21 protein-coding genes, 4 pseudogenes and 1 riboswitch are annotated in these 26159 nt (G+C 48.7%); of the genes and pseudogenes, 20 read left to right on the forward strand and 5 right to left on the reverse strand.

The genetic code is table 11. From position 1 onward, the window contains the following. The first annotated feature begins 330 nt into the window (after positions 1-330). Complete coding sequence (locus tag AC5JMP_RS19535; RefSeq protein ID WP_495853162.1) at positions 331-882, forward strand: Uma2 family endonuclease; 552 nt, start codon at positions 331-333, stop codon at positions 880-882. On the opposite strand, the gene AC5JMP_RS19540 is transcribed toward AC5JMP_RS19535, so the two are convergent. The 3 genes from AC5JMP_RS19540 to AC5JMP_RS19550 form a co-directional block, all read right to left on the reverse strand. Continuing rightward, complete coding sequence (locus AC5JMP_RS19540; protein ID WP_495853163.1) at positions 879-1022, reverse strand: hypothetical protein; 144 nt, start codon at positions 1020-1022, stop codon at positions 879-881. The two genes, AC5JMP_RS19535 and AC5JMP_RS19540, sit on opposite strands and share 4 nt — an antisense overlap. A 212-nt stretch (positions 1023-1234) precedes the next feature. Then, the gene (locus AC5JMP_RS19545) at positions 1235-4219 is read right to left on the reverse strand and encodes a UPF0182 family protein (protein WP_495853164.1); all 2985 of its coding nucleotides are present in this window, start codon (positions 4217-4219) and stop codon (positions 1235-1237) included. 122 nt (positions 4220-4341) lie between these two features. Then, on the reverse strand, positions 4342-4563 hold the full coding sequence (locus AC5JMP_RS19550; RefSeq protein ID WP_495853165.1) for a hypothetical protein: 222 nt from the start codon (positions 4561-4563) through the stop codon (positions 4342-4344). 351 nt (positions 4564-4914) lie between these two features. On the opposite strand from AC5JMP_RS19550, the gene AC5JMP_RS19555 reads away from it, so the two are divergent. Next, positions 4915-6990 (forward strand): cation:proton antiporter domain-containing protein, encoded by a 2076-nt coding sequence (locus AC5JMP_RS19555; RefSeq protein WP_495853182.1) that lies wholly within the window; start codon positions 4915-4917, stop codon positions 6988-6990. Between the two features lie 47 nt (positions 6991-7037). On the opposite strand, the pseudogene AC5JMP_RS19560 reads toward AC5JMP_RS19555, so the two are convergent. Continuing rightward, positions 7038-7490 (reverse strand): annotated as a pseudogene (locus AC5JMP_RS19560) (IS1595 family transposase); the annotation flags it as partial. Positions 7491-7781: 291 nt separating this feature from the next. Here AC5JMP_RS19560 and AC5JMP_RS19565 point away from each other — a divergent pair. The 18 genes and pseudogenes from AC5JMP_RS19565 to AC5JMP_RS19650 form a co-directional block, all read left to right on the forward strand. Then, positions 7782-7901: pseudogene (locus tag AC5JMP_RS19565) on the forward strand (IS1 family transposase); the annotation flags it as partial. A gap of 125 nt (positions 7902-8026) precedes the next feature. Continuing rightward, a complete protein-coding gene (locus AC5JMP_RS19570; RefSeq protein WP_495853166.1) occupies positions 8027-10792 on the forward strand; it encodes an ATP-binding protein in 2766 nt (921 codons plus the stop codon). 71 nt (positions 10793-10863) lie between these two features. Beyond that, positions 10864-12078, forward strand: a complete 1215-nt coding sequence (locus tag AC5JMP_RS19575; RefSeq protein ID WP_495853167.1) for a MarR family transcriptional regulator — start codon at positions 10864-10866, stop codon at positions 12076-12078. Between the two features lie 425 nt (positions 12079-12503). After that, positions 12504-13583, forward strand: coding sequence for an aliphatic amidase (locus AC5JMP_RS19580; protein WP_495853168.1), 1080 nt, complete (start codon positions 12504-12506; stop codon positions 13581-13583). 30 nt (positions 13584-13613) lie between these two features. Next, positions 13614-15155 carry a hypothetical protein gene (locus tag AC5JMP_RS19585; RefSeq protein WP_495853169.1) on the forward strand — a complete coding sequence of 514 codons (1542 nt, stop codon included), beginning with the start codon at positions 13614-13616 and terminating at the stop codon, positions 15153-15155. 12 nt (positions 15156-15167) lie between these two features. Further along, complete coding sequence (locus AC5JMP_RS19590; RefSeq protein ID WP_495853170.1) at positions 15168-15494, forward strand: hypothetical protein; 327 nt, start codon at positions 15168-15170, stop codon at positions 15492-15494. Between the two features lie 132 nt (positions 15495-15626). Continuing rightward, positions 15627-17303: a hypothetical protein gene (locus AC5JMP_RS19595; RefSeq protein ID WP_495853171.1), complete on the forward strand. Its 1677-nt coding sequence runs from the start codon at positions 15627-15629 to the stop codon at positions 17301-17303. Between the two features lie 152 nt (positions 17304-17455). Continuing rightward, complete coding sequence (locus AC5JMP_RS19600; RefSeq protein WP_495853172.1) at positions 17456-18454, forward strand: CobW family GTP-binding protein; 999 nt, start codon at positions 17456-17458, stop codon at positions 18452-18454. Between the two features lie 56 nt (positions 18455-18510). Then, entirely contained in the window at positions 18511-18837 is a 327-nt protein-coding gene (locus AC5JMP_RS19605; RefSeq protein WP_495853173.1) for a tetratricopeptide repeat protein, read from the forward strand. Positions 18838-18867: 30 nt separating this feature from the next. Further along, positions 18868-19064, forward strand: a riboswitch (cobalamin riboswitch). 20 nt (positions 19065-19084) lie between these two features. Then, the gene (locus tag AC5JMP_RS19610) at positions 19085-19840 is read left to right on the forward strand and encodes an energy-coupling factor ABC transporter permease (RefSeq protein ID WP_495853174.1); all 756 of its coding nucleotides are present in this window, start codon (positions 19085-19087) and stop codon (positions 19838-19840) included. 3 nt (positions 19841-19843) lie between these two features. Next, complete coding sequence (locus tag AC5JMP_RS19615) at positions 19844-20140, forward strand: energy-coupling factor ABC transporter substrate-binding protein (protein WP_495853175.1); 297 nt, start codon at positions 19844-19846, stop codon at positions 20138-20140. Continuing rightward, positions 20137-20553: a DUF1636 family protein gene (locus tag AC5JMP_RS19620; RefSeq protein WP_495853176.1), complete on the forward strand. Its 417-nt coding sequence runs from the start codon at positions 20137-20139 to the stop codon at positions 20551-20553. Before AC5JMP_RS19615 ends, AC5JMP_RS19620 begins: the two co-directional genes overlap by 4 nt. Before the next feature lie 4 nt (positions 20554-20557). Beyond that, entirely contained in the window at positions 20558-21364 is an 807-nt protein-coding gene (gene cbiQ / locus AC5JMP_RS19625) for a cobalt ECF transporter T component CbiQ (RefSeq protein ID WP_495853177.1), read from the forward strand. After that, positions 21348-22202, forward strand: a complete 855-nt coding sequence (locus AC5JMP_RS19630; RefSeq protein WP_495853178.1) for an energy-coupling factor ABC transporter ATP-binding protein — start codon at positions 21348-21350, stop codon at positions 22200-22202. The genes cbiQ and AC5JMP_RS19630 overlap by 17 nt, the downstream gene beginning before the upstream one ends. A gap of 141 nt (positions 22203-22343) precedes the next feature. Continuing rightward, positions 22344-22888: pseudogene (locus AC5JMP_RS19635) on the forward strand (alpha/beta hydrolase family protein); the annotation flags it as partial. Positions 22889-23061: 173 nt separating this feature from the next. Further along, entirely contained in the window at positions 23062-25140 is a 2079-nt protein-coding gene (locus AC5JMP_RS19640) for a thioredoxin domain-containing protein (protein ID WP_495853179.1), read from the forward strand. 215 nt (positions 25141-25355) lie between these two features. After that, entirely contained in the window at positions 25356-25631 is a 276-nt protein-coding gene (locus tag AC5JMP_RS19645; RefSeq protein WP_495853180.1) for a hypothetical protein, read from the forward strand. Further along, positions 25631-25930, forward strand: coding sequence for a hypothetical protein (locus AC5JMP_RS19650; protein ID WP_495853181.1), 300 nt, complete (start codon positions 25631-25633; stop codon positions 25928-25930). The genes AC5JMP_RS19645 and AC5JMP_RS19650 overlap by 1 nt, the downstream gene beginning before the upstream one ends. 28 nt (positions 25931-25958) lie before the next feature. Here AC5JMP_RS19650 and AC5JMP_RS19655 read toward each other — a convergent pair. After that, positions 25959-26120: pseudogene (locus AC5JMP_RS19655) on the reverse strand (transposase); the annotation flags it as partial. Positions 26121-26159: the final 39 nt, after the last annotated feature.

A 26159-nucleotide genomic window follows, 5' to 3' on the forward strand; every position in this document is an offset into this window, starting at 1 on the left:
GAGGTGACCCACTCGCAGAAGCGTGACCAGAGGTCAGCGCTTTCGCGTCTTTGTACAGTAGTTGTCATGGTTGATAAGTCCAGGTTGGTGAAGTGGGATAGAAGTCGTATCTGTTGTGTATGCCGTTATCTTAACTGGAATGTGAAGAAATGTAACGAACTCTCGGCACAGTTTTCCTGATAGAAAACATAAGCGTAGCTTATTGAAGCTTTGGCAGCGATCGCCCTACCTCATCTATCTTCAGGTACTGGCTCTCTGGAGTGAAGTTCACGTTGGTTCTTTACAATAAGGACAGGTATAGGAACACCTGCCGCTCTCGGAGGTTCAACCATGACTGTCACCACTGCTAAATGGTCAGTTGAAGACTATCACCACATGATTGAGACGGGGCTGCTAGACGATCGCCCCGTCGAATTGCTCAATGGAGAAATTATTGAGATGACCCCAGAGCGGGAACCCCACGCCTTTTACAGCCGCACTTCAGCCAAATATTTAGAAGTCTTGCTGGGGGAGCAAGCTGAGGTACTTCAAGGTAAGCCGATTACCATGCCTAGCAACAACTCTGAACCTCAGCCTGACATTGCAGTGGTACAGCCTTTGGGGCGTGAATACCTGCAACACCACCCCTATCCCGAAAACATCTTTTTACTGATTGAGTTCTCTCACTCTAGCCTCAAGAAAGACTTAGATCCGAAGGCTAAAGCCTATGCTGCTGCTGGCATTGCTGAATATTGGGTGGTCAACTTGAGAACGATGGAGCTGATCGTGATGCGCGACCCGGTTGAAGGTGAATACCGATCGCAGGTGACTTGGAGGGAAGACACTATTAACCCCTTGGCGTTTGCGGATGTGTCGGTGTCGGTCAATCGGATGTTGAGTTAGGAGGGGCGATCGCCCTCTCCAGGAATGCTCGTTTGCTCTGGGGCTTGGATTGAGGGGCTTGGATTGAAGAGATGCAGCGATCGCCAACCGCAGACATCATGATTGAAGAAATCTCCTTGACTCAGTGTACCTAAATCCATGACAGACGCATTCCGCACTTCTCGACTCCAGCAGGCGATCGATATTGCAGAGGTTCTATCGCTAGGAGAGCGGTAATTGTTGCTGAAGATTTTAGCAAAGCGGCTGCGGAGGCAACAAGGTCAACAACTATGCCGTCGATGGGCTGATCGAAGCAGTAATAGGCAAAGGAGGAAGAGTGAGCGATTTACGGAGTCCTGTTAAATCCTGTCAACTACTGTCTAGTTGTGGGTTCTTCCACAGGACGAATAATTGTCGCATCTGGTGTAACTTGAGGTCTAAAAATGGCTTGCAATGCTTCTTCTAAAGTGGGCGACATAACAATCCGATTCTCGTAAGCAACAATTACCCGTACCAGCGTTGGCAGACTATTTTGAGTCGCTTCTAGGTACAGCGGTTCCACATACAGCAGCGACTGTTCGATGGGCACGATCAGCAAATTTCCCTGAACTGCCCGTGAACCCTGACGGTTCCAAAGCGAGATCTGTTGAGAAATCACTGGGTCTTGATTAATGCGCGCTTCGATTTGTTCAGGGCCATAAATCAACCGTTCTTTCGGGAAGGTATACAACAACAATTTGCCATAGTTCTCACCGTCCGATCTTGCTGCCAGCCAAGCAATCAAGTTAGTTCGCTGCCGAGGTGTATAGGGCAACAGCAAAATAAACTCTTCAAACGGCACGGCAGGCAAGCTAGTAATCAGATAATAGGGTTCAACGGGACGAGCCTCATCGCCATACACCTCATTGGGAATCTGCCACTGGTCTTCTCGGTTATAAAATACCTGTGGATCAGTCATGTGATAGGTCATCAACCGCTCCGATTGCAGCTTGAAAAAATCTACGGGATAGCGAAGATGGCTACGTAGACTGGCAGGCATCGCTGTAAGCGGCTTGAATAGGTTGGGAAAGATTTTTGACCAGGTGGTAATAATCGGATCGCTGGGATCAGCCACATAAAAATCAACAGAACCGTGATAAGCGTCAATCACGACTTTGACCGAGTTGCGAATATAGTTAATGCCTTCACTGCCTAGATCAGAATAGGGATAGCGATCGCTCGTTGTGTAGGCATCTACAATCCAGTAGAGGTAATTCTGGTCATTCTGCTCTGGTGTTTGCACATTAGCTGTTTGCACATTGGCTGTCACCAGATAGGGATCGCTGTCATAGCGTAGGAAGGGGGCGATTGCTTGAATCCGATGTTTGATATTGCGGCGGAACAGCACCTTTGTTTCTGGCAAGAAATCGCGGGTCACAAATAAGCGCCAATCGCGTAGGTAAACTGCAAATAGGCTGCGTCGCCACCAGGAACCCATGTTAATGCCGCCCCGCCCGTCGTAAACGTTGTAGGCATTGTCACTACCGCTGGGATAATCCAACTCCTGCGTTAGGGTTTGAGTCATGACATAGGTGTTAGGAAGCTCGCCATAGTAGATTCGGGGTTGCCCAATCGGAATACTGGCGCGGATGGCAGGACTGGATGTTGTCAGTGCCCCTGCTTCACCACTCGTAATGTCTTTGACAAAGTAATCTGGCAGCCCACCCGTGCCCACTGTATTCACTGGGCTAAGCGTGAAGCCGTACCCATGCGTGTAAATCAAATGACGATTTACCCAGGTCTTGGCTTCCTGAGGAACCGCACTGTAGTCCAATTCCCGTGCTGCGATCAACACCTGCCGTTGTTCAGTTGAAGCAAGGGGGGGCGGTGCTGGACGCTCCTGAGGAGTTGCAGGCGACGAACGGGCGGGCACATCAGTTTGGAAAGCATAGCGGTCGATGTCTGCGTCGGGAAAGCGGTAGTATGGACGAATTTGCTGCAATTGCTGATTTGTTTGCAGCAAGGGGCGCTGATCCCATAAGCGAATGTTGCGAATCGTCAAGTCGTTGGCGGTTAAATCCGCTTCTGTAAGTTCTCCTTGAGGGTCAAAGTTGCTGGACTCGATCACTTCTAATCCAAATGCCTGACGGGTGAGCGCAATCGTTCGTTCGATAAAAGGTCGCTCCTGTACTAGCTCATTCGGCTGCACAATCAAATACTGAACGACCTCCGGTGCAATCGCCCCTGCAACCACCGAAATTCCGAACAATCCCAGCCCAATGTTGACCCAGCGACGCGGAGATTTGGGTCGCCAGAAGATAGTGCGCCAAAGCAGATAGAGCGCGATCGCCAGAGCCAGAAGACTCACCCCTGTATAAATCGGGAGTTGAACCGTAACATCGGTATAGCTTGCCCCAAAGGCAACCCCCCGAAGTGAATACAACAATTCATATCGGCTCAACCAATAGCTTAAAGCAATGACACCCAACAACCCGCTACCCACTCCATACAAGTGTCGCAGTTGCGCTGATGAAAAACCCGGAAATCTGCCCTGACTCAGGCTATCTCCTGACAACAGATAGGTCAGTGCCACCGCAATAAACCCGTATACAAATAGCCCAAACAGCCACAGTTCCACCAATTCCAAAAGCGGCAAGGAAAAAATGTAAAAACCAACATCACGCCCAAACAGTGGTTCAGAGATGTTAAATGATGTGGGATGTTGATATTGCAGAACAACAGCCCATTGTTGTGACAGCAACCAGGCAAGTAAGATGCTGAATATAATGGCGATCGCCCTCAGCAAAAAGCGAGGATAAATTAGAAGGGCGATTGTAATCCCCAGCACTCCACCCAGCAGCCAAACTTGACCAATTAATTGCGGGATAATTCGCCAGAGGCTCTTAGGATTGAGACGAGACACAAATGAGCTGGAAAACGTCGCACCATTGTGCCAGTATTGGACAGCAAGTTGACCGTAGTACAGTAGTAACAGCCCCACTACTAGACTTAATCCGATCGTCAGGGGCAGGAGAACGCGCAGTCTAAGAGCAACAGTTGACGGAAGAGAAAATGGAGAAGAGCGCGATGGTTGTACTGAGTGTGAGGGTTTTCTGAGTTCCTCACGATGATGACCCTCTCCATGAAGAGGATGCTTCCATCGCTGAGCTATTGCCAGATTGCCCAGTAAGTAAACCGCCGTAAATCCTGCTACAGCGATTAGGATAGCCAGCCGAACCTGAAATTTGAGCAGGAATGCTGAGAGGTAAGTAAGTTCTTGAAACCAGAGCATTTCTGCCCCTAGTCGGGAGACTAAATCAAGCAGTAATCCTACTCCTAGGAGAAGCGTAAGCAGTTGAAATAAGCGTTTCCAGCCCACAAGCGTTACTAGCCAAAGTAGCGGCAGCGATAAGTTTTTTGGAAATCTTCAGGCAAGTCCTTATCTTCGCTCTTTTCTATTCTACTAAGCAGCTATGCCTGCCTAAGAATAGATTTCTAAATTCAGACAGCGCTGCTGATAAACCACCTTACTATCAAGCCTGCCGATGAAGTAGTCATCAATAGCCAAAATAATTTGACAACGCTGAAGCCATAACGACGTAGTTCTAGCCTGACCAAAGCCTTGGCTGAGAGGATGGCAATAACCTTCAGAAAAATATGTAGCCACACCAGCATAACGGAAACCAGCGCAGCACAGCCAGCGAGCAGTGTAAAGGCAAACATAGCTGTGTTCACCTGGGTTAGGGCGGGGACTATTATGAGTGGCATCGGCTGAGAACCGCTTCTAGAGAACCTTTAATGTTAGGACTTACGCATTTTTGTTGTGTGTGGTGGGCGCAGCCCACCACACACAACAAAAATGCACTACAGCTAGAGGGCTTGCGTAAGTCCTATGTAAATCATGTTGCTATCCGTTCCCTGGTGCAGCGTTGCCATGTACTAAAACTGCGACTCAAAGGGAATGACCACTCGTTTCCCATTGGCAAATGGTACAGCAATTTTTCGGGTAGTCCTTACCTCTTAAGGACTGCTCTTTTTCGCTCATAATGACAGCTGTAGACCAAACAAGACATGATGCAAACCCTGTGGCATTTTTTCGCAGTCAGTTCTCCATCGTTGCGATCCCTTTTCGCTCCCTTTCTGCCATCCGAGCCAGTGACCGATCCAGTGGCAATCTTTCTGGTCATCATCGCAATCATGCTCGTTGCACCCCTGCTGTTTGAGCGACTGCGGCTACCAGGCATTGTCGGCTTAATTCTAGCAGGCGTGGTTGTGGGTCCCCACGGCTTTGGTTTCCTAGAGCGAGACACCACGATCGTCCTGCTGGGCACTGTGGGATTACTCTTTCTCATGTTTATGGCGGGGTTAGAAACTAGCCTAGACGACTTGAAATTTAACGCCAGGAAAGCGGTAATTTTTGGCTTAGCGACCTTTGCGGTGCCGATGGTGCTGGGGATTATCGCTATGAGTCTATTGGGTTACTCGTTTCTGTCAGCCGTTTTGGTGGCATCGTGCTTTGCCTCTCATACGCTGCTAGCGTTACCGATCGCCAGCAAACTGGGGATTATGCGATCGCAATCAGTGACGGTGACACTAGGTGGCACTCTGATCACAAACGTGTTGGCATTGCTGGTGCTGGCGATCGTCGTCAAGGCACATCAGGGGAATCTAACCCTGAGTTTCTGGCTTTTTCTGCTGCCTTCGTTAGCTGTCTACACGTTTGTTACCTTGTGGGGCATTCCCAGGTTAGGACGCTGGTTTTTCCGCCGCTTTGGACATGATGAAGGCGCAGAATTTACTTTTGTGGTGGCAGCGCTGTTTGTGGTATCCTACTTCGCCAAACTGATTGAGATTGAACCGATCATTGGCGCTTTTTTGGTAGGCATTGCGATCACGCAACTGATTCCACAACTCAGCCCCTTAATGAATCGGATTCAGTTTATTGGTAATACGCTGTTTGTGCCGTTTTTCTTGATCTCGGTGGGGATGCTGGTCAATCCGCTGATTTTGTTTCAGGAGCCACGATCGCTCATGGTGTCTGCGGTGATGGTGGGGGTAGCGCTCGTGGCAAAGTTTTTGCCTGCTTGGGGTGCTAGCAAGCTGTTTGGCTTTGATTTTGCCAACATGATGGTGATCTTTGGGCTATCTGTTGCACAAGCCGCTTCGACCTTGGCAGCGATTACGGTCGCCTACAACATTGAGCTGGTTGATCAACTCACGGTCAATGGTACGGTCGCCATGATTTTAGTCACCTGCATAGCTTCTCCCTGGATCACAGCACGCTGGGGGCAGGGCATGAAAGACAGCAGCCCCAAGGCAACGCCACTGCAAAGCGGTAGTATGTCTCAGGCATCGATTCAATATCGCATTTTGGTGCCAGTGGCAAATCCCAGTACAGAAGATAACCTGCTGCAACTGGCGTTAATTTTGGCAAAAAGTACGGGAGGCACCTTGCTACCGCTCCATGTGTTGTCGGATGCGGATGCACCTATTTCCGCTGAGGCAAAACTACAACAAGGGCGGTTATTGGCCGCCGCCGAGACGATCGCCCATGCGGCAGTGACAAATGTGGAGCCAATTGGTCGCGTGGATGACTCGATCGACAAAGGCATTTTGCGAACGGCTCAAGAGCGCAACGCCAATCTGCTCATCTGCGGCTGGAAGGGTTACTCGACCTACCGAGATAATTTCTTTGGCAGCGTGATTGACAATGTTGCCCGTCGCACGCTGGTTCCTATACTGATTACTCGCTTTACGCAACCGATTTCATCCACGCGGCGGATCTTTTTAGCGATCGCTGCTACAGAAACAAAAACGGCTAGTTTTCAACAAACGCTGTTGCTCACGCGCACACTTGCAACAGAGCTGAAAGCCACCTTACAGATCTTACAAATAGTTTCTAATCCCCGCCTGGCAAATACGGCTCACGAGATTCCGGGTTTGAGTGCAGACATGCCCGTGCAACAAATACGGGGTAAGTTTGTGAATCAGGTTGCTCAGATCTTAAAGAGGGATGATCTGCTAGTTATCATGCACAATGCCCATCCAGAGCGGTTGAACGTGCCCACGCTAGGCGTTGAACCGGAGGCGATCGCACGGCAGCATCCTGAGCTTTCTGTGATCATTGCTTACTTTCCTCGTCTGGTATGAGGCTTTTATCCCTTCTTCGCTCAGTCCACGATGCGATCGCCTAACAGTTATACATGCGCAAAACTCATGTATAACTGTTGGCTCCATAGCTGTTTCGGGGAGATCGACAGTAAAGTTTCTAACAGCACTCCCAGCAACGCTTCCCCTCGTTTTCTAGCATTGTGGGCAAACTCGAAAAAGCCCAGGTAGAGCGGCAATTTCTCCTGTGAGACGCCCCGATGAAGACGCAGCCAGGAACGCAACAGTGACCAAAATCCTTCCATAGTGTTGATATGCACCTCACAAAATCCGTCTTGGTCGTCGTCACGAGCCTATTCTCCAGAGCCATGACAAACGGTTTGGTGCTCATAGCCCCATGCCTTCAGCGAATTGTAGATGCCATATTCATTGGTGTAAACGGTTGCTCCTTGACCAAGGGTGCCTTTGATAATGGGTTCAATCGTCTGTTGTTGAACGTTTTCAAGCATCCGAATCACTACTTTTCCACCCCGCTCTATCATCGGTAACATTTAGCATCATCAATCAGGTTGTTAAGGTTGAACATAGCTTTGCTCAAAGCTTGTAGTCTCTTTGTATCTGATCAATTCTCTCTTGTACCTCGACCTCCCTGGAACAGCTATAGAGCCTTGCTTTAAAAGGCTCTATAGCTGGTTACAAGTCTTCCCGATCGCCCCTTAGAAGCTGGATTTGAGCAACTCACCGACCAGATGAATCTGTTTGTTTGTCCCGTAGTCCATCAGCTCAACTTACAGCTTATATTTTCATCCCAATGGAGTGATTAATGAGGGATACCTAAGAAACAGCATCGCAGTGTCGATCAAGCCAGTAGATTGACCCGTTATATCGAAGGATTCAACTGTACCTTGAGACAACGGGTATCCCGGTTGGTTAGAAAGTGTTTGTCGTTCAGTGATTAATGAGGGTTGAGCAAGGAGGTAGCTGAGCCAGCTCCTTTACAGCTCCTCTATAATCTTCAAAAGCCTTTTGTGCATGGCTTCCCAATTTCTGTGCTGTCTCAAAAGTCTGGCTAACTCCTATGTCTACTCGTTCAAGCTTCAAGATTGTCAAAGATAGGCGTGATTACAATGCCTGGATCGCGGCAGAAACTCTAGAAGACTACGCCTTAAGGTTCGCTCCTAAGTCCTTCCGAAGATGGCCAGAGTGGTTGGTTGCCAGCACATCAATCGGGGGACTTTCCTTTCTGGCGTTGGAAGCGATCGGAGGATCTCTCGCAATCCGCTATGGATTTGCCAATTCTTTCTGGGCAATCATTGTCGTCGGCGTGATCATTTTCCTGACGGGACTACCGATCGCCTACTATGCTGCAAAATACAACGTTGACATTGATTTGCTGACGCGAGGTGCCGGATTTGGCTATCTGGGTTCCACCATCACGTCTTTAATCTACGCTTCATTTACCTTTATTTTCTTTGCGCTAGAAGCCGCCATCATGGCGCAAGCCCTAGAGCTGTACTTTCACCTGCCTCTGTATCTGGGCTATATCGTCTGCTCTTTAGTGATTATTCCGCTCGTATTTTTTGGCGTGACGCTGATCAATAAGCTTCAGCTTTGGACTCAGCCTATTTGGATCACGCTGATCGTGCTGCCCTACCTCTGCATTTTCTACAAAGAGCCGGATGCTCTCACAAACTGGGTACAGTTTGCGGGTGAGACGGGTAGCGCTTCCTTCGATCCACTCCTCTTTGGTGCCGCCGCAACTACGTCTTTCTCCTTAATTGCCCAGATTGGAGAGCAGGTTGATTATCTGCGGTTTCTGCCGGATAAACAAGAAAGCAACAAGGGCAAATGGTGGCTAGCTCTAGTTTTAGCAGGGCCGGGTTGGGTGCTGATTGGCTGTGCCAAACAGTTAGGCGGCGCTTTTCTGGCATCCTTAGCGATCGCCCATGGCGTGAGTCTTGCGAAAGCCAACGAACCCACCCAAATGTATCTGGTGGGGTTTGAGTATGTCTTCTCAAATCCAGAGGTGGCGATGGCTGTAACGACTTTATTCGTGCTGGTTTCTCAAATCAAAATTAATGTTACTAATGCCTATGCTGGGTCTCTGGCTTGGTCAAATTTCTTTTCTCGGCTAACCCGTAGCCATCCAGGGCGCGTGGTTTGGCTCGTATTTAATGTGTTAATTGCCCTGCTGATGATGGAGCTGGGCGTATTCTCTACGTTAGAAGCTGTTTTGGGGCTGTACTCAAATGTGGCGATCGCCTGGGTCGGTGCCTTGGTTGCCGATTTGGTTGTCAATAAACCCTTGGGTCTTAGCCCTCCCTATATTGAGTTCAAGCGGGCGCATCTCTACAGTATTAATCCTGTCGGATTTGGCTCAATGCTGATCGCCTCGTTGGTGTCCATGGCGGCTTTTGTCGGTGCATTTGGGTCGGTCGCCAAAGCCTTTGCGGCATTCATTGCTTTAGGGCTATCTTTTGTGTTGGCTCCCGCGATCGCGGTGCTCACTAAAGGAAAATACTACATCGCTCGTGAAGATGACTATGCGGGTTATAATCATGCGGATCACAATCACGCAATTTCCTGCTGCATCTGTGAGAAAGAATATGAGCCGCAAGATATGGCATTTTGTCCCATCTACAGCGACTCTATCTGTTCACTGTGTTGCAGCCTCGATTCTTGTTGCCACGACGCCTGTAAGATAACCCCTATTTCTGATAGCCAGCCCTCTATGCCAGAAATGGCACAAGTTTTTCAAGGACTTTTTCAGGAAAAGCTCTCCCCTAAGCTGGGTGCAAAGCTGCTAATCTATCTAGCACTTTTCTTGTCTTTATGCGGTCTACTCGGAGCCATCTTCGGATTTGTCTACTACCAGAGAGTGGTGACTGCGTCTCTGCTGCCTGAGATCGCCACTCAGCAGATCACTTCAACTTTAGTAGAAGTGTATGCAATTCTCTCCGTCTTGATTGGCGTGGGAGCCTGGTGGCTCATACTCACTCAAGAGAGCCGTCAGCTCGCAGAAACTCAGCTCCAGGAAAAAGCACAACAGCTTGAACAAACTCTGCACAATTTGCAGCAAGCAGAAGCCCAGCTGATTCAAACTGAAAAAATGGTGGCACTCGGTGGATTGGTAGCTGGGATCGCCCATGAGATTAATACCCCCATTGGCATTGGAGTCACTGCCGCTTCGCTGCTGATGGAAAAAACGATCGCCTTCTCTGAGCGCTTCCAGAACGGTACAATGAAACGCTCAGAGTTAGAAAGATTTTTGGATATGGCTCAACAGAGCAGTCAGATGACGCTCTCTAACTTGGAGAGAGCCGCAGAGCTAATTCAGAGTTTTAAGCAGGTTGCAGTCGATCAATCTAGCGAATCAAAACGGCTGTTTAATTTCAAGACTTATTTAGAAGAAATCCTGCTGCAACTTAGCCCCAAACTTAAAGCCACAAAGCATAGTGTTGATGTGCAGGGCGATCCGCATCTGACTTTAAACAGCTATCCTGGCGCACTCTCTCAAATCGTCACAAACCTGGTGATGAACTCCCTCCTTCATGCTTATGAGTCAGAGGAGCAAGGGCATATTGCATTAACCTTTAACCAGACAGAAGAAAACGTCATTTTTGAGTATGCTGATGATGGCATTGGGATAATTTCAGAAAACCTAGGCAAGATATTTGAACCTTTTTTTACCACTAAACGCGGACAGGGGGGAAGTGGGCTAGGCTTACATATCGTCTACAATCTCGTGACTCGAAAACTAGGAGGAACAATCCAATGCAAAAGCCAGCCTGGAAAAGGAACAACGTTTGTGATCAAATTACCCAATATTCAAAATCAAGCCTAAAACCCTGAACCCACTCACAGCGGGTAGCACAGAGGCTTAGGATCTGATTTTCATTTAGGTTAGACTACTTTATGTCAAGCAGTACACAAGATGTTTTTTCTGATGCTCAAAATGATAAATCCATTTTCACTCAAGAAAGTGAAGAAATCTCTTTTGCAGACGAAACAGAGACTAGCCAACCTGCCAAAAGCTGGAAAATACTAATTGTAGATGATGATATTGAAGTCCATAAAGTGACTGAGTTAGCGCTGAGCGATTTCACATTTGAGGAAAAATCACTCAGTTTCATTAGCGCTTACTCTGCCCAAGAAGCCAAACACTTGATTCAAGCCCATGCTGACATCGCCATTATTTTTTTAGATGTGGTGATGGAGACAGAGACGGCAGGCTTACAGGTGATCAAATATGTTCGAGAGGAGCTAGGAAACCTACTCGTCAGAATTATTCTACGAACTGGGCAACCTGGTCAGGCTCCTGAGAATGTTGTCGTGGTGAACTACGGCATTGATGATTACAAGACAAAGACCGAGTTGACCGCTCAAAAACTGTTCATTACAGTCATCACGGCTCTAAGAGCATTTTCTACCCTGATGCAAATGCTGGAAATGAGCCAAGCCCTAAAGCTAGAGCTAATTCACTACAAACAAGTGGAGACAAATTTACAGAGCAGTGAGATTTTGCAGGGCAAGCAAAACCCAAAATCGCTCAAAGCCGGACTGTTGGAGCGATCGCTCCAAGTGTTTCAGCAGGATTCACAGCAATTTGGGCAACATGAAAAAATAGAGGTTTTAGGTCAATTAGTTACAGAAATTACCCATGGAGTTGTCCAGGAGCCGAATCAATCGTGTGCGGTTTACACCATGTCAATCATCGCCCGCATCGCCCGTATGGTGCTGCGAATTACCGACGAACATTCTGCCAAATTAGGCATCTCACAAAGTAAATTAGCGGTTTTACTCTACCTCAGCAGCGAGTCTGAACCGGGTGCAAGTCCATCGTCGATCGCCAAACACTGTGGCGTTTCCCGCGCAGCCATGACGGGATTACTAGACGGATTAGAGCAAGATGGCTACGTTGAGCGCGACGATCATCCATCCGATCGACGGGCTTTGAGGATCAAAATGACTCAAAAAGGTCAGCAATTCTTAGATTGGATTGCACCCCAAGATCAGTATTGGATGTCTGAGGTGATGGATTCTCTAGACGAAGCTGAGCGCAGGAAGCTGATTGATCTGGTAGTTCGGGTGATTAAGCTATTCGATAAAACGGTAGCCCCTGACCCGTAAAAGGGCGGCATTAATGAATTAGAGGATAGATTTTGGTGTAAACAGTGCGCAGGGTAATCCTTTCGCGCCAGAGTTTATCTTGGCTTCGAAGGCTTTAAGAAGGAATATCCCGATTAGAAAAGTGCTTTAGACGACCCAAAGTAGTTAAGCGCTTAATTATTTATTTGTTTAATGTAAGTCCTGATACAAACTCTCTTTTCCCTACTCTCTATTATTCACTCATGCAGCCAAAGGCTTAGAAGCGATTCTGCCATTGGCGTGAGCTTGAAAGACAAGAATTTAGTTAATTCAGCGCGATCGACGGTCGGAATGGTTCGGAGTCGTCAAAAAGATTCACTCAGGTGATGTCATTAGGGTCAGTTCCCTGATTTCAGAGAAGTTTTGATCAGCTATCAGACAGTACATAATATTTATTGGAGGTTGCAATGTCTTATCACGGCGATATTTCGTCTAGCGATGATGCAGTGGGAGTTGCGGTTGTTAACTACAAAATGCCGCGTCTTCACACGAAGGAAGAGGTGATTGAGAACTGTAAAAAGATCTCTACGATGATTGATGGAATGAAAGTTGGATTACCGGGAATGGACTTGGTGATCTTTCCAGAGTATTCCACACATGGCATTATGTACGATGCCAAGGAAATGATGGAGAATGCAGCAACAATTCCTGGTGCGGAAACCGAAATCTTTGCTGAAGCCTGCATCCGGAACAAGGTCTGGGGTGTTTTTTCACTCACGGGCGAGAAGCATGAAGATCATCCCAACAAAGTGCCCTACAACACTTTGATCCTGATGAACGATCAGGGTGAAATTGTTCAAAAGTACCGCAAGATTATGCCTTGGACACCCATTGAAGGATGGTATCCCGGCAACTGCACCTATGTCTCAGATGGCCCCAAGGGATTGAAGATCAGCCTGATCATTTGTGATGACGGCAACTATCCTGAAATCTGGCGTGATTGTGCCATGCGGGGAGCTGAGCTGATCATTCGCTGCCAAGGCTACATGTACCCTGCGAAAGAGCAGCAGGTTCTTGTCTCTAAAGCGATGGCATGGATGAATAATATCTATGTAGCCGTTGCCAATGCCGCAGGGTTTGACGGCGTTTACAGCTACTTTGGACACTCGGCGGTGATTGGCTTCGACGGTCGTACCCTGGGTGAGTGTGGCGAAGAAGAGAATGGAATTCAGTACGCAGCCTTGTCTAAGTTTGCCATTCGAGATTTCCGCAAGAACTCTCAATCTCAGAACCATCTGTTCAAGCTACTGCATCGGGGATATACCGGGATGCTCAACTCGGGTGATGGCTCTGAAGGTATGGCGGAATGTCCTTACCAGTTCTATCGTGACTGGGTTCTCGATCCGAAGAAAGTTAAGGAAAAAGTGGAGTCACTGACGCGTCCTACCGTCGGCACCGAAGAATGTCCGATCGAGGGTTTACCCACACAGAAAATTAACGCCCCAGTTGAAAAGGCTAAGTCAGCAGCAGTTTCAGTCACGGTCTAAGGCTCTGCCTAACTAAAGAGGAAATTGACTATGGTTGATCCACAAGAAGCGCTTCGGATCAGGAAGCGATTAGAGGCGCTCAAGCGGGGAGGAGTTCACCGCGTTAAGGATAAAGATCCAATGCCCTCTGCTGTGCATGTTGTCGGCGTGGGTAAGGCGGGGGCTGATTTCATTGCCCAGATGATTCAGCAAGCTCCAGATGATTTTTTGACGGATAGCCGCACCCGATTTACAGCTCTGGCAGTAGATATTGGTGATCAGAATTTGCTCCAGGTGCGAGAACTAGCTGAGACCTTGCCCAGTGATCGCGCCCAGGTCAGAACCTTGGCTTTAGAAGTGCCTAGTCGGGATGAACTCTTTGGCTCACTCCGGCGATACCGCGAGTACCTGAAGTTAGAATATCCTCGATACTACTGGAATCCTAATTACGAACCCTGGTTGCCGGACACTATCGAGATTCCTAATGCAGGAGAATATTTTCCTCGGGCGATCGCCAAAGCTATCTACGGTAAGGCTTATTACGAGGGCGATCGGTTGATGGATCAGGAGCTACAAACGTTCGCTGAGAGCGTGGATGCTGCAACCTGTCAGTCGATCGTTTGTGTGGTTTTCGCCTTGGGAGATGGTACCGGAAGCGGTATCGTGGTTGATCTAGCGCGGCATCTGTCTAACGTGAAGTTTGGACGCAGAGCCTTGGTGCTCGGTATTGGCATCGCGCCTTGTGACGGTGATCCGGCTCACGAGCGCGATGGTAGCCTCTTCCCCACGCTCAATGAACTGGACTGTATGTTGGATCAGGACAAAAACCAGGGTGTCATTCAGGTTTGGGGCGACCTGTATCGCAACCCATTCACGGCTGGATTCCTCATGGTTTCTCAGAAGTCAGTTTGGCAAGAAACGGGTGATTTGGCGGCAACCCAGCAGAAAGTGAACGGTCAATTAATATCCTTTTTCACCCGCAATCAGGGGCTAGATGTCTATGAGACGCTGCGACTTCTGAACTGGGTGGGTGCGCCACCCTCGCAGCACATGGCGGCACGTAGCCAGTATGGGGCACGTTGGGCACACCTATTTGGATTTACCAATTTTGAATCCTCCATTGATGACTTGCCTAGCAAACTCGGCATCATGGCAGGCACCTTTAACCCGGACTTTTTTGAAATCCGCGTTTCAGCTCCAGAAGGCGCTGCTCTAGGTGAAAAACTTGCTGATTTGGCGAGCAAGATGAACAAGTCTTTCTCTCCAATATTGGAGCCAGAGATCATCTATTCTCCGGGCGGTAGCGAAACCTACGTGCAGTTTGTCATCCCAGGGGCGCGCAAGACGAATCTAGATATTTTCTATGACGCTCGACTCGCCTATGACGAACAAACCTGGGACGAAAAGCTGCTTCAGCATTCCTGGCTGCTAGAGCTAGGGGTGATGCTGTCGGAGCCAGCTATCCGGTTTGAGGGCATGGCGGGTGAATGTCTCTGGGGTTGTGCTTGCTGGGTTGTGGTGCCCTATAGCGACATTCGGGGAGAGGATCTGGAGGGCTTGAGACAAAAGCTCGAAGAAGTTGTCAAAACGTAGGGAGGGGACGGTATGCCATTGGATTGGGCTTTGGTGAACCAGAAGTACGGCAACGGTGCTGAGGTTCCGACCGTAGCGGGTAACAAGATACTTCAGATCACCGGAGTTGATGATGAAAGAATCTACATTAAATCTCCACTTTGGAAGGCGAGTCTAAGCCGTTCAAACATCGAGAAAGGGGTTGAACTGATCGAGGAAGGCGTGATCGATCGCCAGCCCGGTCAATTCGTTGAAGATTACAAGGTTTACGTTGCGGATGAACGCGCCACCTCGGTTGCCCACATTCTCAAGGATTTAGGGTTTTTAACTGAAGATTTAGGCTACTACCCAACCTGTTGACTTCGCACTCGTTGAGGTTATGTATTCAGTTCGGGATTAAACGTTCCATTCATTGCTTTCACCACACTGAGCCGCGCACCTGCGGCGATCGCGATTTACTAAATCACAACCTACCAAAAAGGAAGCTGATCAATGTCAAAATCCATGTATCACAGTGCTTCAGGTTCTCAGTCTCCCCACTGCATCCATTTCTTGGGTATCGGCAAGACTGGGGCAAATATGCTGGATTCCATGCTGCGCCAAGGCGATTTAGAAGATCAGCTAGCGGATCCCCGTGCTCGGTTCACCGCGCTGCTGGTGGACATTGGTGAACAGGATATGTACCAGGCAAAGGACTATGCTGAAGGGTTCCTGAAGCGGCTGGAAGAGAGTGGCATTCCGCCGGAGCGCGCTCAGATTCGGTTTGCTGCGTTAGAAGTCCCTACTCGTGACGAGTTGTTCACCTCCTTACGCCGCTATCGTGAATTTCTGAAGCTGGAGTATCCTCGCTACTACTGGAACCCCAACTACGAACCCTGGCTGCCTGACAATGTGGAAATCCCCAAGGCAGGCGAGTATTTCCCCAGAGCAATCTCCAAAGCAATCTATGGCAAGGCATACTACGACGGCGATCGCCCCCTTGAGAAAGAGCTGGATGATTTCGCTAAGAGCATCGATGCCACGAAACTGCCCTCCATGGTGCTGTGCTGCTTTGCGATCGGGGATGGCACAGGCAGCGGTATCGTGGTTGACTTGGCGCGCCATCTGGCTAACGTCAAGCTTGGACGACGCATTCCGGTAATTGGAGTCGGTCAATTGCCCTGCAGCGGCGATCCAGAGACGCATCAGGACGGCAGTTTCTTCGCCACAATGAACGAAATTGACTGCATGCTAGATGACGATAAGAATGCGGGTGTGACCACGGTTTGGGGCGACCTCTACCGCAATCCTTTTACAGGCGGATTCTTTGCGCTGGCGACCGAAAATTCCTACCAGCGCTTGAGCAAATACACCTCAACGGGTGTGCCTACTGAGCGCGATCGGATGCGTTTGCAAGTCACCCACAAGTTCGTCGCTGATGCCTTCATGCGGATTGCACTGGATGATTACGGTCGCACGATCTTCAAGGCACTGCGCTTGGTTGGACAAACCACTGCGCCCCACGAGGCGATCAGCACCAAAGCTCGTAGCTGGACGCTATACGATGTTGCTAAGTTTACTCACCCTGCAGTGCAGGTATTGCCCGGTGAACCCCTCAGCAAGTGGCGCAGTGTAATCACCGAGTGGATCGGTCACATCCCTGATTATGCCGGGTTAAAACCAGGATTCAAGACTGATTACGCCGAGTGCATTATCCATGCACCCCGCGAAATGTGGAATGACAAACTGGATGATGAATTTAAGAAAGTGATGGCAACGTTCCTAGTAGAGTCGGAAGATTCTGCGATCAACATCAGCCACCGCGAGTTCTTTGATCACCTGACCGCCTTTGCTGACATTATGCTGCCGGGAGTTGCGAAGGTAGATTTCATTGATTTCTACAAGAGCCGTGACCTGTATGATACCCTCACCTGGGATCAAAAGCTGCTGCACCACTCTTGGCTAATGGATCTGGGCGTGATGATGTCTGAGCCAGCGATTCGCTTTGAAGGGATGGCAGGAGAATGTCTCTGGGGCTGTGCTTGCTGGATTGTAGTTCCCTACGACCAGCTCCGGGGCGATGATGTTGTACCTACTAACCGCCGGGACATTCTAGAAGCAGGAATTGCGGCGATGACCAAAACGGTTGTCTCTATTCCATCGGATGCGGAGGCTGTGAAAGCAATCTAGTCAGAAGAGCCGGGTATAGCTCTCGCTAGAGTTGACAGTAACGGGTAGTTGGTGAATTGCCCGTTACTTCATTCGATCATGTTTGAGATTGGGGCGAATACAGAACATGATTGCAGTTCAATGAGCTAATTGCTTTATCAGGAGTTACAACGATGGTCATGCAACAGGTTCGCCAGGGAAGCCTTAAGCAACGAGTTCCAGTTACCGTGATCACTGGATTTTTAGGGTCGGGCAAAACGACGCTAATCAACCATATTTTGAAGGGGCAGCATGGTCTAAAGGTGGCTGTGATTGTCAATGAGTTTGGTGAGATTGGCATTGATGGTCAGTTGATGATTTCCGATGATGAAGAGCAGCTCGTAGAATTCAACAATGGTTGCCTCTGCTGCACTGTTCGAGGGGATCTCGTTCGCACCCTAGAGGACTTAACGCAGCGAGCTGAATTAGATGCTGTTCTAGTAGAAACAACAGGACTTGCAGATCCTGCTCCAGTAGCTTCGACGTTCATTGTTGCCGATGAAATCAAGTCAAAATTCAACCTCGACGCATTTGTTACCGTAGTCGATGCGCCTAATTTACAGCGTAATTTAGTCGATAGTCATGAAGCCCAAGAGCAGGTTGCGTTTGCTGACATCATTTTGATTAACAAAACCGATCTTGTTTCACCGGAAGCGATCGTCAAAATTGAGCAACAGATCCGAGGACTCAATCCAATCGCCAAAATCTACCACACAGAATTCAGCGTAGTTGATCTGCCGCTGATTCTGGGAACTGGCTCTTTTGATCTGGAAGCTAAGCTAGAGGTAGATCCTCTGTTCCTGGACGATCTGGAGCATGAGCATGATGCGGCGATCGGCTCGTTTGCGCTGACTACGAACAAACCCATTGACATGAACAAATTTATGCTGTGGATGAATGCTCTAGCGCAGGAAAAAGGAGAAGATCTATACCGGACAAAAGGCTTGTTCTATGCTCAGGGATTCCCGGAGCGCGTGGTGTTTCAGAGCGTGAGAATGCTGACCTCTATGCGACGAGACAGACTGTGGAAACCCGATGAAGAGAAACTAACGCAGCTCGTTGTGATTGGTCGAGATCTCAATCGAGACGAGTTTACGGAAGGGTTTGAGAAATGTATTGTGTCTGGGAAATAGCCCATCAGTTGATTTGTAGTGCTTGATTTGTAAACCTAAAATGTTGCGAACAGTCTATGCCAACTAGCCAACTTCTAGATAGTGACAGAGCAGTCAAAGCCAAAGCATTGTTCACAGAAGGCGTAGACCAGTCTCGCCAAGGAGATTATGCAGGAGCGATCGAAAGTTTTGATCAGGCATTACAGCTCAATTCAGAGAATGCCGATGCCTATGGTCATCGGTGCGTTGCCCGCCATCGGCTAGGTAATTGCCAAGGTGCGATCGCTGACTGTCAACAGGCAGCGATGCTTTATCTAAAGCAGGGAAAGCCAGAGAAGCATCAGTATGCTCTTAAGATGCTGCAAAAGCTTCAGATGTCAAGATTAGAACAAAATGTTTTTTGAACATTCTCTCAGTATCTTCTTTCAGTCTGGTATTCTGAGTCCACGACTCGGTTCTGACGGGGAGCAGCCGTCAGAGGAAACAGGGAAAGTGTAGTGCGATTCTACCGCTGTCCCGCAACTGTAAGAGAGAGTTTGAGTTTTAAGTTAGTCAACACAATTACAAAATTCAAAGCTTAAGCTTCAAAGCTCTCTAGAGCCAGAATGCCTGCCAGTCGCAAACAACATCGTCTTATCTGCGAGGTACAGCATGAAGACACGATATCGGAAATGGCTAAGCCTAGGAGTGATGGCTAGCCTGAGTTGCTATATTTTGCTTGGATCAGCTACGCCTGCTTATGCCATGCACATCGCGGAAGGATTTTTGCCTGTGCGGTGGGCAGCTTTTTGGTGGGCTGTGTCGCTGCCGTTTTTTTGGGTGGGGCTGAGATCGCTAACTCGCATCACTAAGCAGAAGCCTGAGTTGAAGCTCTTGCTGGCATTAGCAGGCGCCTTCACCTTTGTGCTGTCAGCTCTAAAAATCCCTTCGGTCACAGGCAGTTGCTCTCATCCAACCGGAACGGGATTGGGTGCGGTTTTATTTGGGCCTTCCGTCATGTCTGTTTTGGGTGGATTAGTGTTGCTGTTCCAAGCTGTTTTACTGGCGCATGGGGGTTTGACAACGCTGGGTGCAAACATGTTCTCAATGGCGATCGTCGGGCCTTTCGTAGCTTACGGCGTTTATCATTTGATGCTGCGCATCGGCAATCAATCTGTTGCAATCTTTTTAGCCGCAACATTGTCAGATTTTGTTACCTACTTGACTACGGCTGCGCAGCTTGCCTTTGCATTTCCAGCCCTACAGGGCGGATTCTTGGCATCGTTCTCTAAGTTTGTAGGGATTTTTGCGGTTACCCAACTGCCCCTAGCCCTTTGTGAAGGGCTGTTGACCGTGCTGGTTTGGAACTGGCTGCAAAAGCATGGCCAGCAGGAATTGCAAACGCTCAAAGTTCTTGAGGAGCAGTAGACGATGTCTAAGGTATCGAGTAACTGGCTGTTGATTGGGGGAGTCCTCGTTTTAGCACTTGGGCCTTTACTTATGCTTCAAGGTACAGAGTTTGGCTCAACTGACGGCAGCTTTACAACCGCAATTGAGGCAGATCATCCGAATTACAAGCCCTGGTTTGAACCCGTGATCAAAGACTCTGGGCCTGAAGTACAAGCCTTTTTGTTTGCTGCTCAAGCTGGGATTGGTGCAGGAGTAGTAGGGTACATTCTAGGATTGTACAAGGGGCGATCGGAGAGACACGAGAGGGATGAGCATTGAACCAACAGCACGTCATGTTCGTTTGTACAAGCTGTGAGAGTGCCCACCGCACCAAACAGGCGATTCGCACCAGCGGCGGTGAGCGGCTTCTCAGGCAGTTACAGGCTCTCCATGAAAGCGAATCGTTAGACGCATTTTCAATTCAACCGACAGAATGCTTAGGAGCCTGTGAGCAAAATTGCGCGATCGCTCTTAGTGCTTCTGGAAAGCACACCTACTTGTTTGGTAACTTGCCTGTAGATGACGAGCATTTAGAATCAACCGCTGCAGCTGTCATGGCGGGTGCTGTGCAATATCACGCTAAGCCAGACGGTACGCTCTCCTACATCAAATGTCCTGAGCTATTGAAAAAGAACGTGTTGGCAAAGATTCCGCCTCTGCCAGAAAGTCGTTCTAACATCGCAGGAGCGTAAGCCAATGTCGTCGCTGCAAATTGATACCTTGGCATACAGCAGTCGGCTGCGACAATTGCCGCCCGAACATAAGCTGCTATTTGCGATCGCTCTGCTGCTGATCACCTATGCCGCTGATGCTCCAGTGCAGCTTCTCGTTGCAGTTTGGCTCAGCATTTGGACGGTAGTTTATGCTGGCATTCCGACCTCCGTTTATTTCCGTTTGCTCTCGATTACCACTGCATTTTGGCTCACTAGCCTGCCTGCTTTGATGGTTAATGAGATCGACTTATCTGTTCTACCCTCTGTACAGACAGATGTTTTTCAGGGGTTCACCTGGGAAAACTACTACATTTATCTGAGCCATCGCGGAATACAGCAAGCAGGAGAATTAGGGGCAAGAGCGATCGCCTCAACTTCCTGTATTTATTTTGTTATTTTAACCGTTCCCTTCACTGAGATTTTGAATGTTCTCCGACGTATCGGCTGTCCAGAGCTGCTCGTTGAGTTGATGATGTTGATGTATCGTTTCATCTTTGTCCTTTTACAGACCGCAAACCAGATCTGGACTGCCCAACAGTCTCGCGGGGGCTACCGCACCCGTAAACTCTGGCTCAAGAGTTTAGGACTCTTGATCGGGCAGTTGCTCCGGCGCACCTTAGAAAACTATCGTCAGGTTTCGCTCACCCTCACCTCGCGGGGTTTTACAGGAAACTTTCGCGTCTGTCACTCGCGTCAATATCGATCGTCTAGGCGATATAGCTTTGAAGCGCTGTTGGGCTGTGCAATATTACTGATACTCACGGGATGGAACTATGCTATTAGAATTTGAGAAAGTCGATTACACCTATCCCAGCAGCCCTCAGCCTGCTCTCCAGAGCCTAACGCTACGCATCCCTCAGGGAAAACGCTGTGCGCTGTTGGGACATAATGGCTGCGGCAAAACGACGCTGTTTCTCTTGGCGAACGGTCTATACAAACCTCAAGGCGGTGCAGTGCATTGGCAAGGTTCACCCCTGCGCTACGATCGAAACTCCCTGATGGATTTGCGACAAAAGGTGGGACTGGTGTTTCAAGACCCGGAGCAGCAGTTGGTCGCGTCTACAGTCGAAGAAGATATTTCCTATGGGCTGTGCAACCTGGGTTTATCAGATTCAGAAGTGAATCAGCGCGTAGGTCAAGCTATTACCGCGTTTAATCTATCTGAGCTAGCCACACGTCCAGTACATCACCTGAGTCTGGGGCAAAAGAAACGGGTGTCTCTGGCAGATGTGATGGTACTCCAGCCGGAGCTGTTGCTTCTTGATGAACCTACTGCCTATCTCGATCAGCTTCAGACCCGCGATCTGATGACAAAGCTGCGGCAGATTCAAGCCACAGGCACCACAATCGTCATGGCAACCCATGATCTAGACCTGGCATATTGCTGGGCAGACTGGATTTTTATTCTCAACCAGGGACAACTGATTCTGGAAGGAACGCCTCAAGATGTATTTGCTCAACGGGAAATCCTAGAGCAACTTCATTTGGGAGTTCCTTTAGTCTTTGATGTGCTAGACAAGGTTGCAGAGGCATTGTCCAATAATTCTGAGCAAGCTGATTATCAGGTGATGGGTAATATTCCGGAACCTCTGCGAAACCGAATTTTGGATGTGTTTAGGTATAGCTAAGTAGCAGGATTTAATTAAAGCGAAGATAGACTGCCCTGAAAGGCTTGCTGCGTCTAGACAGCATCTTATATTTATTTAGATTTACCTACTTAAGAGGCTCCAACTAACCTCATGAATCAACAATTAATGAACAAGGAGTTGCACAATATTGTTTTTCTGGAAGGCGAAAAAGCTGCGCTGCAAGCGGATGTGGCTTGGAAGGGTGGTTGGTACGACGAACCACCCACAACTGGGCTGCGGGCTGTGGGGCGAGTCTACGCGGGCTGGGGACTGCTCAGGCATGTTACCGGGGGAAAGTTTACTTGCAACAGGGATAATCATCACTCGAAGATTTTCTCGTGGAGTTTTGGGAGGGACTTTTTCTCAAGAAAGATGCCAATAATTTACTGACCACGCTGTGGACTCGGCAAAACGGCAATATCGGTAATACTCCCGGCTTTGAGGGCAATTTTGAGAAAGCGCTGAGTGCAATCAAAGCAAAAGCAATCGTCATGCCTGCTGAAATGGATCTTTATTTCCCGCCTGAGGACAACGAGTATGAAGTGAAGTTCATGCCAAATGCTGAATTTCGCTTCATCAAATTTCGCGTCATCAAGTCAGTTTGGGGACATTTTGCAGGTGAGGGTGTCAATTTAGTTGATACCCAGTTTATTGATGAGAGTCTCAAGGAATTGCTTGCGCGTTAGGGGATGGCAACCGACTCAAGCAGCCTCTTTAAAGCATCCTCTTAATGTCTGTCTCATGACCACAATTTGGCATTGTCTAATAGGAGGATGATTTTTTGTTGGAGCGTTTCTCTCCAACAAAAAATCATCCCAGAAATCAGCAAAGCCTACGACTTGAGTAGCTTCTCCTTCTTATGAATCATCTTGCCTACGCTCAGAGCCTTTATCTCCGCAAGCACGCCGAAAACCCGATCAATTGGTGGCCTTGGTGCGATGAAGCCTTGGAAACCGCAGAACGAGAGAATCTACCGATTTTTCTGTCGATCGGCTACTCAAGCTGTCACTGGTGTACGGTGATGGAGGGAGAAGCATTTTCTGATGAGGCGATCGCCGCCTACATGAATGCCAACTTTTTGCCGATTAAGGTCGATCGGGAGGAGCGCCCCGACTTGGACAGTATCTATATGCAGGCGTTGCAGTTCATGACAGGTTCTAAGGGGTGGCCGCTGAACCTTTTTCTTTCGCCCGATCGCATTCCGTTTTACGCAGGAACCTATTTTCCCTTAGAACCCAAGTATGGCAAACCTGGTTTTCTAGATCTGCTTCAGCAAATTCGTCACATTTATGATACTGACGCAGAAAAGGTTTCTTCAATTACAGGTGAGATTTTTGGTCGGCTCCAGCAAACCGTCACGTCTGCCGCCAGCGACCTGTCTGCCGAGCTGTTGCACCAAGGACTTTCCTACAGCGCCGACCTGCTGATTTCTAAGGGTACAGGACCCAGTTTCCCAATGATTCCCTATGCCAACGCGGCATTGCGGGCAGCCCGATTTGATTCGCCTAACACGCCCTATGGGGCAGCCGGAATCTGTCAACAGCGCGGGCTAGATCTAGTTTTAGGAGGCATCTTCGATCATGTGGGGGGTGGGTTTCACCGCTACACGGTTGACCCTACCTGGACGATTCCCCATTTCGAGAAAATGCTCTACGACAACGGGCAGATCGTGGAATATCTCGCTGAGTTGTGGAGTACGGGAATGCAAGAGCCTGCAATAGAACGGGCGATCGCTCAAACTGCGAACTGGCTCAGACGGGAAATAATCGCTCCTCAAGGCTATTTCTATGCGGCACAGGATGCTGACAGTTTTGTTACACCTGAAGATACTGAACCAGAAGAAGGCGCGTTCTATGTCTGGAACTATACTGAGCTAGAGCAATATCTAACGGCAGACGAATTGCAAGCCTTAACTCAAAAATTTACCGTCACAGCTTCAGGTAATTTTGTTGACGAAGCTAATTCTCAGAAAATGGGCAAGAATATTTTACAGCGGTATCAACCGGGTCATCTATCCCGTAAGCTGGAGGCAGCACTCGCTAAGCTGTTTACCATTCGTTACGGTGCTGCACCAGACGCTATTTCTACTGTTTCTCCTGCTCGTAACAGTCAGGAGGCAAAAGCGTATTCTAGGACAGGACGCATTCCGCCCGTCACCGACACTAAAATGATCATAGCTTGGAACAGCTTAATGATTTCAGGTTTAGCAAGAGCAGCTACAGTGTTTCAAAGTCAAGACTATTTAAATATTGCTACCGCTGCTGCAAAATTTATTTTAGAGAACCAGTGGCACAACGAGCGTCTTCAACGAATCAACTACGGCGATTGCCCCAGCATCATTGCTCAGGCAGAAGACTACGCCCTGCTGATTAAAGCTCTGCTGGACTTAGAACAAGCAGAACTCTCCATTTCTTCAAGCTCCTTAAGCTCTCGGTGGCTCTCCCAAGCCATTCGGGTTCAAAGAGAATTTGACGAATTCCTCTGGAGCAATGAGCGATATGGCTACTACAACACCGATGCCACCCGTAACTTAATTATGCAGGAACGGAGTTGTGATGACAGTTCGCTGCCGTCAGCTAACGGCGTGGCGATCGCTAACTTGGTTCGCCTTTTCTTGATGACTAAAGAGATGATATATCTTAATCGGGCTGAACAAGGCTTGCACGCTTTTAACGATGTCATGATCAAGACACCCCAGAAATGTCCTAGCTTATTTTTAGCACTAGATTGGTTCCGCAATCAGACTTTGATTCAGACGGGAAGTGAAGCGATCGCTAGCTTAACTCTCCGCTATTTTCCAACTGCCGTTTTTCAACTTGAAACAGATCTGTCCGATGGTATTGCAGGTTTAGTTTGTCAGGACTTAAGCTGTCAGGTACCCGCGCAGAGCTGGGAGCAACTGCAGCAACAAGTTCAGCAAAGTGTAGTTAGAAGCTAGGGCGTGTTTTAAAACCCCCAAAACTAGAATAGAAATAGCCGTATTTCAGAGATAATTAACAGACATTGGTTGCCCGCAATCCAATCTCACGAAAAAACTTAAGCGATTCCCAATGGCAACGGCTCCAACCCCTGTTGCCCAAACCTAGTCCAAAAGGTGGACGACCTGCTAATAACCACCGCCTCATCATCACTAGACCTGTTGGGAAATAAGGGATGACCGTCGGCAGTTGCAATGATGCTCTACCCCTGCTGAACTTAGAACGCATTCTCCGGGATGACCGCCTGCTGCGGGCAATGACAGGACTCAATCGCAAAGCATTTGAGAACCTCTTGCCCAGTTTTAGTGAAGTGTATCGGCAAAGTCAGATGAAACCCGATGTAGAACGTCAACGGGCACCTGGAGGGGGCGAAAAGCAACCTTACGAACCCGTTGCGACAAGTTGTTTTACATTTTGTTGTACTGCAAATGCTATCCTACCTTCGACTTAATGAGTGTGTTGTTTGGCTTTGACTGTTCCTGTGCATGGGACTGGGTTCATGGTCTGCTCCCCGTTTTTGAGCAGGCTTTAGGAGTCAAACAGGCACTACCAGAGCGCAAGGTGCGGAGCATGGAGGAATTTCTAGAACACTTTCCAGAGGTGAAAGAAGTGATTTTCGATGGGACGGAGCGTCCAGTGCAGCGCCCCAAAGACTCCGACAAACAAAAGGAGCATTACTCTGGCAAAAAGAAACGGCATACCCGTAAGCACATCACAGGCAGTACGCGAAAAAGCGAGTCATCCTCCTGACGAAGGCGAGAGGGGACATTATATAGCGCTACGCATGTACGTTAGGACATTCTTTGAAAGCAGCATCAACGCAATCCCGAAAGGTATCAAACTCATCCCATCGCTGTCGCATCCAGTTCTTTAGTACGCTCCACCAGTGTTCAATCTGGTTGAGGTCAGGAGAGTACGGTGGTAGATATAGCGCTACGCACATACGTTAGGACACTCTTTAAAGGCAGCATCAACGCAA

The sequence above is a fragment of the Drouetiella sp. genome, assembly GCF_059504425.1.

Coding starts and splice junctions, on each gene's coding strand:
- AC5JMP_RS19535 (WP_495853162.1), top strand. CDS start 331: ATGACTGTCACCACTGCTAAATGGTCAGTTGAAGACTATCACCACATG.
- AC5JMP_RS19540 (WP_495853163.1), bottom strand. CDS start 1,022: ATGGATTTAGGTACACTGAGTCAAGGAGATTTCTTCAATCATGATGTC.
- AC5JMP_RS19550 (WP_495853165.1), bottom strand. CDS start 4,563: ATGTTTGCCTTTACACTGCTCGCTGGCTGTGCTGCGCTGGTTTCCGTT.
- AC5JMP_RS19555 (WP_495853182.1), top strand. CDS start 4,915: ATGCAAACCCTGTGGCATTTTTTCGCAGTCAGTTCTCCATCGTTGCGA.
- AC5JMP_RS19570 (WP_495853166.1), top strand. CDS start 8,027: ATGTCTACTCGTTCAAGCTTCAAGATTGTCAAAGATAGGCGTGATTAC.
- AC5JMP_RS19575 (WP_495853167.1), top strand. CDS start 10,864: ATGTCAAGCAGTACACAAGATGTTTTTTCTGATGCTCAAAATGATAAA.
- AC5JMP_RS19580 (WP_495853168.1), top strand. CDS start 12,504: ATGTCTTATCACGGCGATATTTCGTCTAGCGATGATGCAGTGGGAGTT.
- AC5JMP_RS19585 (WP_495853169.1), top strand. CDS start 13,614: ATGGTTGATCCACAAGAAGCGCTTCGGATCAGGAAGCGATTAGAGGCG.
- AC5JMP_RS19590 (WP_495853170.1), top strand. CDS start 15,168: ATGCCATTGGATTGGGCTTTGGTGAACCAGAAGTACGGCAACGGTGCT.
- AC5JMP_RS19595 (WP_495853171.1), top strand. CDS start 15,627: ATGTCAAAATCCATGTATCACAGTGCTTCAGGTTCTCAGTCTCCCCAC.
- AC5JMP_RS19600 (WP_495853172.1), top strand. CDS start 17,456: ATGGTCATGCAACAGGTTCGCCAGGGAAGCCTTAAGCAACGAGTTCCA.
- AC5JMP_RS19605 (WP_495853173.1), top strand. CDS start 18,511: ATGCCAACTAGCCAACTTCTAGATAGTGACAGAGCAGTCAAAGCCAAA.
- AC5JMP_RS19610 (WP_495853174.1), top strand. CDS start 19,085: ATGAAGACACGATATCGGAAATGGCTAAGCCTAGGAGTGATGGCTAGC.
- AC5JMP_RS19615 (WP_495853175.1), top strand. CDS start 19,844: ATGTCTAAGGTATCGAGTAACTGGCTGTTGATTGGGGGAGTCCTCGTT.
- cbiQ (WP_495853177.1), top strand. CDS start 20,558: ATGTCGTCGCTGCAAATTGATACCTTGGCATACAGCAGTCGGCTGCGA.
- AC5JMP_RS19630 (WP_495853178.1), top strand. CDS start 21,348: ATGCTATTAGAATTTGAGAAAGTCGATTACACCTATCCCAGCAGCCCT.
- AC5JMP_RS19640 (WP_495853179.1), top strand. CDS start 23,062: ATGAATCATCTTGCCTACGCTCAGAGCCTTTATCTCCGCAAGCACGCC.
- AC5JMP_RS19645 (WP_495853180.1), top strand. CDS start 25,356: ATGACCGTCGGCAGTTGCAATGATGCTCTACCCCTGCTGAACTTAGAA.
- AC5JMP_RS19650 (WP_495853181.1), top strand. CDS start 25,631: ATGAGTGTGTTGTTTGGCTTTGACTGTTCCTGTGCATGGGACTGGGTT.